Source organism: Herbidospora solisilvae, from assembly GCF_009901565.1.
Taxonomy (GTDB): Bacteria; Actinomycetota; Actinomycetes; order Streptosporangiales; family Streptosporangiaceae; genus Herbidospora; species Herbidospora solisilvae.
Genome location: NZ_WXEW01000009.1, coordinates 160,593 through 173,075, shown reverse-complemented (window position 1 = coordinate 173,075; position 12,483 = coordinate 160,593). Strand labels below are relative to the sequence as shown.

Below are 12,483 nucleotides of genomic sequence, written 5' to 3'. Positions count from 1 at the left end.
GGCGCGGGGTTCCTCTCATAGGGTGGAGACCGCCCGAGTGGTCCGAGAAAGGAGCGGGATGCCGGACGTTCACCCGCTCCGCCCCGGAGACCCCCAGCGCATCGGCGCCTACCGGCTGGTCGGCGTGCTCGGCTCCGGGGGCCAGGGAGTGGTCTACCAGGGGGTCGACGAGGCCGGGCACCAGGTCGCCGTCAAGCTGCTGCACCCCCACCTCAGCCACGACAAACACGCCACCAGGGGCTTCCTCCGCGAGGTGGAGGCGGCGCGACGGGTCGCCGCGTTCTGCACGGCCGCCGTGCTCGACGTCGGGCTCCTGGACCAGCAGCCGTACATCGTGAGCGAGTACATCGCCGGGGACACCCTGCAGGCGCTCGTCCGCGCCGCCGGTCCCCGGACCGGAGGCGCGCTGGACCGGCTCGCGATCTCCACCCTGACCGCGCTGGCCGCCATCCACGAAGCCGGGATCGTGCACCGCGACTTCAAGCCGGGCAACGTGCTGGTCGGGCCCGAAGGACCCATCGTGATCGACTTCGGCATCGCGAAGGCGCTCGACTCCACCACACTGGCGTCAGGCCCTATCGGCACCCCCGCCTACATGTCACCCGAGCAGTTCAGGGGCGAGCGCGTGACCCCCGCGTCCGACGTCTTCAGCTGGGCGGGCACGATGGTGTTCGCCGCGACCGGCCGCCAGCCGTTCGCGGGGCGGACCGTGCCCGCCATCGTGAACGCCGTCCTCGGCGCGGAGCCCGACCTGTCCGGAGTGCCCGCGCACCTGGTCGATTCCCTCGGGCCGTGCTTCGCCAAGGACCCCGCGCTCCGGCCGTCGGCGGCCGATCTGCTGGTCCGGCTGATCAGGCCGGCAGGGCCGGTCCCGTCTCCGGTGAGCACCGAGCCTGCGCGGGTGCCGTTCACCGACGCGGAGACGCAGCCCCGTCCGGACGGGAAGATGAGCCGCCGGGTGCTGATCGGCGGCGCCGCCGCAGTGGGCGCGGGGGTGATCTCCGCTCTCGCGATCCTCCGGAACAGAGACGGAAACCCCCCACCGAACGTCGGCGAACAGGTCCAACGCTCCACTACGCCATCGGCCACTCCTGAGGTCGCCTCGGCCGAGCCCTTCGGCGCGGCGGTCAAGGAGCCCGTTCCCCTGGCCGAAGGAGACGGTGATCCGACGTCCATCACCGCCGCCGGGGCCACGGTGGTCTGCGGCACGTCCGAGGGCGTCACGCTCGTATGGGACACCGGCACCACCACGCTCACCCGGCTCGGCGACCGCGGCGGCGCGGTCACCTCGGCGGCGATCGGCACCAGCGGCGGCACACCGGTCGTGGCCACCGGGCACACCGACGGCAGGATGCGGTTGTGGAGCCTGACGGGCACGGAGCTCGCCTCACACCTTGCGCGCGACCCCGTCATCGCCGTCTCAGCCGGTCAGCGGGCGGTGGCCGTCTCCCAGAAGTACGACAGCCTGCGCGACCTGCACAGTGTCGTCCGCCTCACCGACATCGCCACCGGCGAGCAGATCGGCGCCCCGATCATCGACCACTTCCAGGGCATCAGCGGCCTGGCGTTCGGCAGGCTCGGCCAAGACGACGTGCTCGTCACCGGTGACGGCGACGAACGCATCCGGGTCTGGAGCCTCGCGACCGGAGAACTCACCCATTCCTTCCGCACCGGGGACGTCGGCGGCATCGAACGGCTCGCCTGCGGCGAGTCCGGCGGCCGGCCCATCCTGGTCTCCACCCACCTGGACGCCACCCTGCGCGTCCACGACCTGGCCACCGGCAAAAGGCGGAAGAAGTGGTCGTTCAGCGACCGCAGCCCCGACGACCGCGGCGTCGCCGCCCTGGCCGCCGGTCGACGCGGCGACGTGCCCATCGCGGTGGTCGCCCACCACCCGGTCGGCGACGAGATCACCGTACGGATCTGGAACCTCGACAACGGCGAGATCATCGGCGAACTCGGCCCAGGCCCCACCGCCACCGTGGCCCTGGCCGAGCTCACCGGCCGATCCGTCGTCGTGGGATCGGCCGAGGACCGCACACTCCGCGCCTGGAGCCTCGGCCCCTGAACCGTTTCCGCGGGTTTGTCACGAGCGACCCCCTTTACAAAGTAAGACCATCGTTGACTGCACGCAGATGACTGGCGTGTAGCGAGATGTTGACACCCTCGCATGCGAGCGTTAACACTCTTCGGAAATACGTCAGACACATGAATGCAACCCGATCGCCCCTTGCTGGTCGGGAATCACTCGCCCCATTGCCAAACCCTCAGCAACGAGGGATACGCACACGTGTTAACGCTAACAGCCCGGCGGGTCCGCCCTGCGTAGTCGTGACGTCGCTTCTCCGCAGGTCAAGGGTCGCCATACACCGTCATGTAGCCGGTGAACTCCAGCCGTCGTGAACCGAACCACCCGGTCGTCACGCCGACCGAGGACTCCCCCAGTGATGCAGGTCTAGTGATTGGAAGTTTCATGGCACTGAGAACGACCCGGCCGCTCCGCCGGTTACTGGTCGCCGCCGTGGTGACGGCGCTCACCGCGGCGGCGAGCCTCGTCGTCTCCACCCCGTCGGCCCATGCCGCCACCAGTCAGTTCCGGGGCATGAACTGGGCCGTGCTGGGTGACAACTTCAGCACCGGCCCGCTCGTCGTGCAGGGCCTGAGTCAGTCCGACAGCAACGCGACGGTTCGCGCCAAGGCCAACTCGATCTACGACAGCATGGAATACCTGATGGGGGTCAACACCGTCCGGCTGCCCATCAACACGCACACCGTGGCCAACACGACCTGGTGGAACTCCTACCGCGGCGCCATCGACGCCGCCACCGAGCGCGGCTTCAAGGTCATCCTGGCCTACTGGGAGGACGGCGCCGCCTCCGGCGGCCGGATCACCAACCTCGCCGCGTGGAACACGATGTGGTCCAGCGTGACCAACACGTACGGGGGCAACAGCAACGTCTACTTCGAGCCGATGAACGAGCCGCACGGCTACAGTTCGGCCGAGTGGCGCAACATCGCGGCCAACTGGCTCAGCTATCACACCTCGGCGGTGCCCGGCCGGGTGCTGATCGGCGGCACCGGCTTCAGCCAGGACCTACGGGACATCTGCAACGACAGCCGCTTCAACGCGACTCTGCTGTCCTTCCACTACTACACCTTCTTCTACAGCGCGATGACCTACGACGAATTCCGGAGCCACATCCAGACGCGTCTGGGCAACTGCGCCTCCCGCGCGGTCGCGACCGAGTTCGGCGCGCCGATGGCCACCGGCCTCAACTACGGCGACCCGAACAGCACCGACAACTTCGTGCGCTATCTCCGCGCCATGGCGCAGGTCATGCGGGACAACCAGATGGGCGGCACCTACTGGCCCGCCCTCGGCGGCAAGGTGACCGCGGGTCTCGGCTACGACCACTACTCGATGTTCGCTCTCGGCGGCAGCGGCACCACCCTCAACCTGACCACCCGCAACGGCTACGGCGCCAACCGGGTCCGGTACGCCTGGGGCGACGCCGTCAACGACTCGCCCCCTCCGTCGGCGTACCGGGTCGAGGCGCGGCACAGCGGCAAGGCCATGGACGTCCAGCAACCGAACACCGCCAACGGAGCGCGTGTCGGCCAGTACACCTACGGCGGCAACGCCTGGCAGCAGTGGCAGTTCCAGGACGCCGGCAGCGGCTACTGGCGTCTCGTCAGCCGCCACAGCGGCAAGTGCCTCGACGTGGTGGGCGCCTCGACCGCCGACGGCGCCGAGCTCATCCAGTACACCTGCGGCACCGGCAACAACCAGCAGTTCCAGATGGTCGCCAACGGCAGCTACTTCCAGCTCCGGGCCCGGCACAGCGGCAAGTGCGTGGACGTGCCGGCCGCCTCGACGGCCGACGGCGTGATCCTCAAGCAGTATGCGTGCAACACCGGCGCCAACCAGCAGTGGTCGCGCGCGGGCGTCTGACGACCCGGACCGGTCTGGGCGTCCCCCTGGGGCGCCCAGACTTTCTCACCCGGGTCCGCGGAAGTGTGAACCTCCTACGAGGTGGAGACTCAAGCGATGACGACATCGCCGCACCTCAGGAGCACGACATGACCGACCCCGTCACCGACGACGACATGCGGCGGGCCCTGGCCGGCACCAAGGCCTACACCCTGGTCATCCTCTCCGCGGGCCCTGAATACGGCAGCGCCGAGGCGCCCGCGCTGGTGTGGGAACACGGCCGCCGCAACTTCGCCCTGCGGGCCGAGGGTGTCCTCAACATCGTCTGCCCGGTCACCGACGACACCACGACCTGCGGCGTCGGCATCCTGGACACCGACCTCGAGACCGCCCACCGGATCATGTCCGAGGACCCGGGCGTGAAAGCGGGCGTCTTCACCTTCGCCCTGCATCCGGTCCGCAGCTTTCCCGGCGACCGGCTCGCATAGCCCGGACGGCATCCTGGCCCGGCGGCTCAGCTCCTGAGTGCCCGCAGGGCCGAGCCCCAGGCCAGGACCTGGTCGAGCACGACGTTCAGCCGGTCCTCGTGGGCGGCGGACGGCGTGAAGCCGTCGGCGAAGTCGGTGTGGATCGACAGCCCCACCTGGTTCGACACGGTGGCCACGCTGAGCAGGCCCAGAACGTGGCGCAGGTGCGCGATCGCGCGGGGCGCGCCGTCCACGCCGTAGCCGACGAACCCGGCCGCCTTGTTGCTCCATTCCGCGTACAGGAAATCGAGAGCGTTCTTGAGCGCGCCGGGATAGGAGTTGTTGTACTCGGGGGTCACGATCACGAACGCGTCCAGGGGCGAGATCGTGGCCGACCAGCGCTTGGTGTGCTCGTGCACGTAGCGGCCCGTGGCGGGGTGTTCGGGTTCGTCGAGGTTGCCCAGGTCGTAGTCCTTCAGGTCGACGAGTTCGTACTCGGCGTCGCCTCGTTTGACCGCCAGGTCGCGGACCCACTGCGCCACCGCCTCGCCGTTGCGGCCGGGACGGGTGCTGCCCAGGATGATGCCCACCTTCAGCATGCGGAATGCCTCCTCAATCGGTTACGGGAACCACCGTAGGGAGGCCGGATGAGATGGTGAATGCGCTGCTGTCCAATATTCATACGCGATCGTCTCAGGCCCTAGACTTCACTCATGGACTTGCTCAGTGACGTGGTGGCCTTCATGCGGTGCGGGCGGCCCGCCTCCGTCCGCGTCTCCTGGAAGGCGCCCTGGGGTGTGTCGTTCCGGGTGGCGCCCGGGTCGGCGGGTTTCCACGTGCTGCTGCGCGGGTCCTGCTGGCTCCTCCCCTCGGAGGGCGGGCCCGTTCCGCTGAGCGTGGGCGACGTGGTGTTCCTGCCGCACAGCGGCCCGTTCGGCCTGGCCGACGACCCCGCGAGAGCGCTGGTCGAGTCGGACTGCGAACCGCACTCGGAGTTGTTCGCCTCGGCCGCGTCCACCGGCTCCGGCGCCGAGACGGTGACGCTGTCGTGCACCTACCGGATCGACGCCGACCGCACCCACCCGATCCTCGACGCGCTGCCCGACGTGATCCACCTGCCCGCGACGCTCGGCAGCCATCCCGAACTCCGGGCCGCCGTCGAGCTGCTGGCCGCCGAGATCGAGAGCCCGCGACCCGGCACCGACACCGTCGTGACGTCCCTGCTCGACATGCTGCAGCTGTACGTCCTGCGGGCCTACTTCGAGACCCAGGACGAACCCTGCACGCTGTCCGGATGGGCCGCCGCTCTCGCCGATCCCTCCATCGGCCGCGCGCTCGACGCCATTCACCGCACCCCCGCCCACCGCTGGACGGTCGAGTCGCTGGGCGTGCAGGCGGGCATGTCGCGGGCCGGTTTCGCACGCCGGTTCACGGGGCTGGTCGGGCAGTCGCCGCTGGCCTACCTGACCTGGTGGCGCCTGGTGAGCGCGGCCCGCATACTGCGCGAGTCCGACGCGTCGGTGGCGGAGGTGGCCGGGCGGGTGGGATACGGGTCGGAGTTCGCCTTCGGCAACGCGTTCAAGCGCGAGTTCGGGGTGGCGCCGGGCCGGTACCGGCAGCGGGTCGGCAGCGGATAAAACTGTTTACGGATTGTATTTCACCGATTACGGAATCCCTGTACAGCCGCCCGCGCCCGCCGGATCCTTGGCAACCATGATGACCAGTCCATTACGGGCAGCGCTCGCGGTCCTCATGGTCATCGCGAGCCTCACCATCCTTCCCGCACCAGCGAGAGCGGCCGGAGACCAGCCGCTCACCGTGCGCATCCTCCTGATCAACTGCGTCGACGCCTGCAACGAACACGGGCTCGAAGCGGTCGGAGAAGGCACACCCGACTTCTACGGCGAGATCATCTTCGCCGGGTTCCCCGCGCACATCACCCCAAGGGCGCCTGACGACCGGTCGCAGTACGCCCCGTTCTGGACGCTCACCCGGGACATCCCCGCCGGCGTCATTCACCAGGACATCGCCATCGGGATCTGGGACCACGACTCGACCGGTGGAAACGACCTGGCCGACACCACACCACGCGCGGGCGACGCGTACACGCACGTCCAGGTGAACATGATCGACGGAGAGGTCACCGGTGATCTGACGTCCTCCACCGGCTGTGTGCACGGCAACGGCGAGCCGGGCGGCGGCATCTTCGGACCCGATCCGAAGCCCGCCGTGGAGGTCTGCTTCGAGATCACCCCGACCCCCACCACCGACACCGACGGCGACGGGTTCACCGACTTCGAGGAGTACCGGGGCCGCGATTTCAACGACGACGACCTCGTCGACGTGACCCTGCCGAACGCGGATCCGCAACGCCAGGACATCTACGTGGAGATCGACTACATGCAGAACCGGAGGCCGCAGAACGGGGTGCTGGCGGCGGTCGAGGGAGCCTTCAACACCGCCACCATCACCAACGCGCACACCGGGGCAGGCGGTCTCGCCCTGCACCTGCTGCTGGACGAGGAGATCCCGTTCGCCACCACCACCTCCTTCGTCACCGTGCCGCCCGGCGCCCCCGCCGACGACTTCGACGTCATCAAGCTGGGCAGCCCGGAGAAGCCGTGCGGCACCTCCGGCACCGGCCATTTCGGCAACGTCGTCGACCGGGCCAGCCCGGTCTGCGCGGACATCATCGCCTTCAAACGCCAGCGGTTCCGGTACGGCCTGTTCGTCAACGGCCTGGCCGGTGCGGGCAGCGGGTCGGGCCGCGCCGAGACGCACGAGCGCGGCGGCGACGACTTCGTGGTCTCGCTCGGCATGTGGACACCCGCCATGCTGGCCGCGGCGGGCGGGCTGAAGGCCGCCGAGGAGGGCACCCTGATGCACGAACTCGGGCACACCCTCGGCCTGGAACACGGCGGCCGGCGTGACGACGGCAGCCTGGACGCGATCAACTGCAAGCCCAACTATCAGAGCGTCATGAACTACGCGTGGCAGGTGCCGAACATCGACCCGAGCCGCCCGCTCACCTACCAGCGCTTCGGCAAGGCGACCCTGGTGGAGAACAACCTCGACGAGACCGCCATACCGGGCCTGTCCGGGGTTTCCCGTCCGGTCATCTACGGAGTGGGCGGCGCCACCCGGCTGGCCGACGGAAGCCTGGCGATCGACTGGACCGGGACCGGTGCGCCGTTCTCGGCCTCCGCGCAGGCCAACATCAACCACCTGCCGGGCATCGACCCAGACTGCGTCAGCACGTCCAGCACCGAGACGCTGATCAGCGAATCCGACTGGGACCGTCTCCAGTACGGCTTCACCAACAGTCCGCACGCGGCGGACGGCAACCACGGCGACATGCCCGAGGAACTGTCCGGCGAGTCGGTGCTCAGGGCGGTCTCGGCCGACCTGACGGTGGAGATGAGCGTCGACAAGGCCGACGCGGCCGGCGGCGACACCGTGACCGCGACCGTCACCATCGGCAACAAAGGCGGCAGCACCTCGACCGCCGGCTCGGTGACCTTCACCCCTCCGGCGGGCGATCCGGTCACCCGTCCGGTCGCCGACCTCGGCACCACCGGGTCCCGGACCGAGACGTTCACGTACACGGTGCCGTGCACGGTCACCGACGGCGCCACGCTGACCGCGACCGCGACGGTGGCCGGCAGGAACACGCAGGGCGTCGCGGAGCCCGCGGAGCTGCTGGCCGACAACACGGCCACGGCCGCCACGGTGGCGCACATCCCGGTCATGGCGGTTACCGCCGCCGCGACCTCGGCCGTGAACGCCGGTGAGAAGATCACCTACACGGTGACCCACCGCAACGACGGCAGCGCCGCCGCCACGGGGGCCACGCTGAGGCACACCCTGCCCGCGGACGTCTACTACAGCACCGCTCTCGACACCGGCGCCGGCCCGGGCCCGGCCGCCGTGACCAGGAACCCCGACGGCACCACGACGCTGACCTGGCACCTCGGCACGGTCGCCACCGCCGGGACCGGAACCGTCGTCTTCACCGCACGGCCGAGCCTGCTCATGGAGGCGGGCGACACGGTGACCGGCTCCGCCACCGTGACCTACGGCGGGACGAACGGGTGCACCTTCACCCCGGTGACCCGCACCGCCCAGACCACGATCACGGAGGTCGAGCCCAGCCGTCATCCGCTCCTCACCACGGTGTGGGCGCTGAGCCCCGACCTGCGCACTCCGGAGGCGCTGGCCCGCGTCCAGGCCACCGACACCCGCTTCGACGGCGGGGACGACTCCCCCGCCGACGGCGTGTTGTCCCAGCCGGAGGCCTCGGCCGCGTTCTTCCTGCCGGTGACCCAGCCGCGCACGCTGCGGGCGGAGCTGCTGGCCACCGTCCTCAACCTGGCGACCCGCAGGATCAACGCGGGCACCGGCGTGCACACCGTCACCCTCCAGCGGCTGGGGCTGGAGACGGTGGGCGACGCCGTCCGGTACGTCCAGGGCACGCTGGCCCAGCCGCCGGCCCTGGGGAACCTCGTCCGCTACGCCGACTCGACGCTGATCCTCACGGAGATCAACTCGAACCTGGCGGAACAGTACTGACCATCGCGGTGCCTCCCCGCGATCAAGAGGCACCCTCAGTCAACGCCCGGCCGGGGGCCGGTCAGGTAGTTCTGCAGGGTGGGGCCGATCCAGGCGACGACCGCGTCCCGGTCCATGGCCGTGACCGGGGGCAGGCGCAGCACGTACCGCGTCAGGGCGAGGCCGAGGACCTGGGTGGCGATCAGACCGGCGCGGGTGGCGGCGTCGTCGGGCGCGATCGCCAGGACCGCCGGGCCGAGCTGGGTGGCGAAGATCTCCAGCATGCGGTCGGCGGCGGCCTGGTGGGTGACGGCGGCGCGCAGCAGCGCCATGAGGGTCTCGTCGCCGTCCCAGCGGTCGAGCACGTGCCCGGCGATGCGCGCGCCGATCTGGTCGAGGGGGGTGCCCGCCAGATCGGGGATGCGCAGGTCGAACTCGGCGGCGGCGGCGAAGAGCTTCTCCTTGTTCTCGAAGTAGCGCATGACCATGGCGGGGTCGATGCCCGCGCTCGCGGCGATGGCCCGGATGGTGGCGCGTTCGTATCCGTCGCTGGCGAACAGTTCGCGCGCGGCGGCGAGGATCGCCTCCTTGGTGGCGTCCGAGCGCCGCCCCTTGATCGTCGACATGTCAACAAGTGTAGGCCAACACTTGTTGACATGTCAGACCGCAGGGGGTTCTACTGATGCCAACAAACGTTGACTAACCAAGGGAGCACGTCATGACCGACGTCATCGTGGTCGGCGCGGGACCCACCGGACTGCTGCTGGCGGGCGACCTGGCCGAGGCCGGGGTCGCCGTCACGATCCTGGAACGCCGCGACGGCACGATCTCCAACCTCTCCCGCGCCTTCGGCGTGCACGCCAGGACGCTGGAGCAGCTCGACGCACGCGGACTGGCCGACCGCCTCGTGTCCACCGGCGCCACGCTCGGCGAGGTGAGGTTGTTCGACCGGGTGACCGTCGACCTCGGCCGCCTGCCCAGCCGCTTCCCCTACCTGCTGATCACCCCGCAGTACAACGTGGAGAACCTGCTCCTGGAGCGGGCGCTCGCGGCGGGCGCCGAGATCGTGCACGCCGCCGAGGTCGTGGACGTGCGGCAGGACGAGACCGAGGTCACCGTCACCACCACCGCGAAGACCTACCGCGCCGCCTACGTCGTGGGGGCCGACGGCTTCCGCAGCGCGGTGCGGCGGGCCGTCGGCCAGCCCTTCCCCGGCCGGTCGGTGCTGAAGTCGATCATGCTCGCCGACGTGAAGGTGGCCGAGCGGCCCGCGGAGATGCTGACCGTCAACGGGGTCGGCGACGCGTTCGCGTTCCTCGCGCCCTTCGGCGACGGCTACTACCGGGTCTTCGCCTGGGACCGCCGCCGCGCCGTGCCCGACGACGAGCCGCTCACCCTGGACGAGGTCCGGGAGGTCACCCGGCGCGCGCTGGGCACCGACTTCGGCATGCACGACCCGCGCTGGTTGTCGCGTTTCCACAGCGACGAACGTCAGGTGCCGGACTACCGCGTGGGCCGTGTCTTCCTGGCCGGGGACGCCGCGCACGCCCACTCCCCCGCCGGCGGCCAGGGCATGAACACCGGCCTGCAGGACGCCGCCAACCTGAGCTGGAAGCTGGCGGCGGTGCTACGCGGCGCACCCGACCGCCTGCTCGACACCTACCAGACCGAACGCCACCCGGTCGGCCGTTCGGTGCTGCGCAGCAGCGGCGCCATCATCAGGGCCGCCATGCTCAGGTCGCCGGTCGCCCGCGCGATCCGCGGCTTCGCGCTACGCCGCGCGTTGTCCGTCCCCAGGATCCGCACGAGGGCCACCGGGCAGATCAGCGGCGTCGGCTACACCTATCCCGCGCCCCACGGCGCCCACCCGCTGGTCGGCACCCGGGCCCCGGACGTCGCCCTCGCCGACGGCGGCCGGCTGTACGAGGCGCTGCGCGGCGGGCACTTCGTTCTCGTCGGCGACGCCGACATCCCCGGATGGCACGACCGGGTCCGCGTGGCGGCGCCGCTGGCGACCGGCGGCCCGTCGCTGCTCGTCCGCCCGGACGGCTACGTGGGCTGGGCCGGCACCGACACCGGCGAACTCGACCGGATCCTGACCGAACTGGCCGGCCGCGACACCCGACGTCCCCGTTGACGGGCCGGGCTCGAGGCCCAGGTCAGGCTCGGGCCAGGAGCAGGTCTTCGACGGCCTTGGGCAGGGTGGTCTCGAAGTCGAGGAGCTTGGCCCACTCGGGCACGACGGTGATGAGGACCATCCGGTCGTAGAGGTCCCGCACCCCCTGCTCCCAGCCCGCGAAGTGCTCGGCCGGGACGAGTTTCCTGCCCGCCTCGATGTACGGATCGGGCACCTCCTCGACCGTTTCGAGCCGGGCCGTGCCCCGGATCAGCAGCACCCGGGGCGGCCACGCCTTCTCGGTGTCGATGGTGACGGCCACCCGGGGATCGCGCCGCAGCGCCCCGACCTTCGCCGAGGCGGGCACGGTGGCCATCACGAGGTGCTCGCCGTCCCACCAGAACCCGATGGGGATCGCGCGGGGCGCACCGTCGAGGCCGTTGTAGGCCAGGCGCGCGGGGATCGACGATCCCAGCAGCTCCCGCGAGATCGGCTGGGCGAGCACCTCGGCGACGTCGTGTCGGTTCATGTCCTTCTCCTTCGTCTCATGAGTTCGTCTCATGAGGAGGACGGAGCCGATCACCGGTTCTCGACATGCCCGCCGCCGGAATTTCTCAGGCGACCTTCGCCGCGGGCGCCGTCCAGGTGTTGCAGGCGCCGGGTCTGCCGGACTGGTAGCCCTTCTTCATCCAGTACACGCGGTTGGCGAGCTTGCCGTTGTGCTTGAGGTAGGAGTACTCCGGCGGCTCCATCCCCGAGATCACCTGCTTGAAGTCGGTGATCTTACGGCCGAGGCTCCTGGCGGACACCGCCGCGAAGCAGTCGCCCTGCAGGAAGTAGCGGTGCATCTGCTCGGCCATGTCCTCGCCGGTCCGGTCGTTGGGCATCCGCTGGTAGGCCGCGCCGATGCCGGTCATGCCGTGGACCACGCCGCTCCACGTGTGGACGAGGGACGCGAAGGCCTTGAGGTCGCTCTTGGCCTTGATCCAGTCGTCGGCCAGCCGCACCTCGATGGTCTGGCCGCAGATCTCGGAGTAGGAACCGGCGATGTCGTTCCCGCTCTGGCAGGCCTGCGTGTCGGTCTTGAACCTGATCGGGACGGGCCGGAAGCCGTCGATCGTGCCCTTCCAGGCGGTGTTCAGGCAGGAGACGACCTTCTTGACGTACTTCTCGGTCGAGGACTTGGTCGTGCCCTTGACCGCCTTGCAGGAGACCTTCTTGAGCGCGGGCTTCTTGTAGATCGTGTTGTGGGTCAGCTGGGGCTGACCCTTGATGGGGGCGGCGTGGGCCGTGCCGGTGAACAGGACGAGCGCCGCCACGGCGGCCCCGGCCAATCTCATGATCATGGCACCGGAGAGTAGCGGGTCCGTCCTTGTTGATCAGGAACTCTCCATTTCCTCTACAGAACCCACGCGGGCACT

10 protein-coding genes are annotated in these 12,483 nt (G+C 69.9%); 6 read left to right on the top strand and 4 right to left on the bottom strand.

The genetic code is table 11. The annotated features are described in order from the left end of the window. Positions 1–58 precede the first annotated feature (58 nt). From GT755_RS29315 to GT755_RS29305, 3 genes are all read left to right on the top strand, one after another. Positions 59–2,068 carry a WD40 repeat domain-containing serine/threonine protein kinase gene (locus tag GT755_RS29315; RefSeq protein WP_161482816.1) on the top strand — a complete coding sequence of 670 codons (2,010 nt, stop codon included), beginning with the start codon at positions 59–61 and terminating at the stop codon, positions 2,066–2,068. Between the two features lie 405 nt (positions 2,069–2,473). Continuing rightward, complete coding sequence (locus tag GT755_RS29310; protein WP_161482815.1) at positions 2,474–3,952, top strand: RICIN domain-containing protein; 1,479 nt, start codon at positions 2,474–2,476, stop codon at positions 3,950–3,952. 128 nt (positions 3,953–4,080) lie between these two features. Further along, on the top strand, positions 4,081–4,419 hold the full coding sequence (locus GT755_RS29305) for a YciI family protein (protein WP_161482814.1): 339 nt from the start codon (positions 4,081–4,083) through the stop codon (positions 4,417–4,419). Between the two features lie 26 nt (positions 4,420–4,445). Here the strand turns inward: GT755_RS29305 and GT755_RS29300 are convergent, their stop codons facing one another. After that, positions 4,446–4,997, bottom strand: a complete 552-nt coding sequence (locus tag GT755_RS29300) for an NADPH-dependent FMN reductase (protein WP_161482813.1) — start codon at positions 4,995–4,997, stop codon at positions 4,446–4,448. 114 nt (positions 4,998–5,111) lie between these two features. Between GT755_RS29300 and GT755_RS29295 the strand changes: the two genes are divergently transcribed. Both GT755_RS29295 and GT755_RS29290 read left to right on the top strand, forming a co-directional pair. Next, positions 5,112–6,035 (top strand): AraC family transcriptional regulator, encoded by a 924-nt coding sequence (locus GT755_RS29295; RefSeq protein ID WP_161482812.1) that lies wholly within the window; start codon positions 5,112–5,114, stop codon positions 6,033–6,035. 79 nt (positions 6,036–6,114) lie between these two features. After that, positions 6,115–8,967, top strand: coding sequence for a CARDB domain-containing protein (locus tag GT755_RS29290; RefSeq protein WP_161482811.1), 2,853 nt, complete (start codon positions 6,115–6,117; stop codon positions 8,965–8,967). Positions 8,968–9,002: 35 nt separating this feature from the next. Here the strand turns inward: GT755_RS29290 and GT755_RS29285 are convergent, their stop codons facing one another. Continuing rightward, positions 9,003–9,572, bottom strand: a complete 570-nt coding sequence (locus tag GT755_RS29285; RefSeq protein WP_161482810.1) for a TetR/AcrR family transcriptional regulator — start codon at positions 9,570–9,572, stop codon at positions 9,003–9,005. 92 nt (positions 9,573–9,664) lie between these two features. On the opposite strand from GT755_RS29285, the gene GT755_RS29280 reads away from it, so the two are divergent. Continuing rightward, positions 9,665–11,083: an FAD-dependent monooxygenase gene (locus GT755_RS29280; RefSeq protein WP_161482809.1), complete on the top strand. Its 1,419-nt coding sequence runs from the start codon at positions 9,665–9,667 to the stop codon at positions 11,081–11,083. Positions 11,084–11,105: 22 nt separating this feature from the next. On the opposite strand, the gene GT755_RS29275 is transcribed toward GT755_RS29280, so the two are convergent. Beyond that, entirely contained in the window at positions 11,106–11,591 is a 486-nt protein-coding gene (locus GT755_RS29275) for a pyridoxamine 5'-phosphate oxidase family protein (protein WP_161482808.1), read from the bottom strand. 85 nt (positions 11,592–11,676) lie between these two features. Then, positions 11,677–12,408 (bottom strand): hypothetical protein, encoded by a 732-nt coding sequence (locus GT755_RS29270; protein ID WP_161482807.1) that lies wholly within the window; start codon positions 12,406–12,408, stop codon positions 11,677–11,679. Between the last annotated feature and the right edge of the window lie 75 nt (positions 12,409–12,483).

Bases quoted from the DNA above. Each gene is read 5' to 3' on its own strand.
- GT755_RS29315 (WP_161482816.1), top strand. From the start codon at position 59: ATGCCGGACGTTCACCCGCTCCGCCCCGGAGACCCCCAGCGCATCGGC.
- GT755_RS29310 (WP_161482815.1), top strand. From the start codon at position 2,474: ATGGCACTGAGAACGACCCGGCCGCTCCGCCGGTTACTGGTCGCCGCC.
- GT755_RS29305 (WP_161482814.1), top strand. From the start codon at position 4,081: ATGACCGACCCCGTCACCGACGACGACATGCGGCGGGCCCTGGCCGGC.
- GT755_RS29300 (WP_161482813.1), bottom strand. From the start codon at position 4,997: ATGCTGAAGGTGGGCATCATCCTGGGCAGCACCCGTCCCGGCCGCAAC.
- GT755_RS29295 (WP_161482812.1), top strand. From the start codon at position 5,112: ATGGACTTGCTCAGTGACGTGGTGGCCTTCATGCGGTGCGGGCGGCCC.
- GT755_RS29290 (WP_161482811.1), top strand. From the start codon at position 6,115: ATGACCAGTCCATTACGGGCAGCGCTCGCGGTCCTCATGGTCATCGCG.
- GT755_RS29285 (WP_161482810.1), bottom strand. From the start codon at position 9,572: ATGTCGACGATCAAGGGGCGGCGCTCGGACGCCACCAAGGAGGCGATC.
- GT755_RS29280 (WP_161482809.1), top strand. From the start codon at position 9,665: ATGACCGACGTCATCGTGGTCGGCGCGGGACCCACCGGACTGCTGCTG.
- GT755_RS29275 (WP_161482808.1), bottom strand. From the start codon at position 11,591: ATGAACCGACACGACGTCGCCGAGGTGCTCGCCCAGCCGATCTCGCGG.
- GT755_RS29270 (WP_161482807.1), bottom strand. From the start codon at position 12,408: ATGATCATGAGATTGGCCGGGGCCGCCGTGGCGGCGCTCGTCCTGTTC.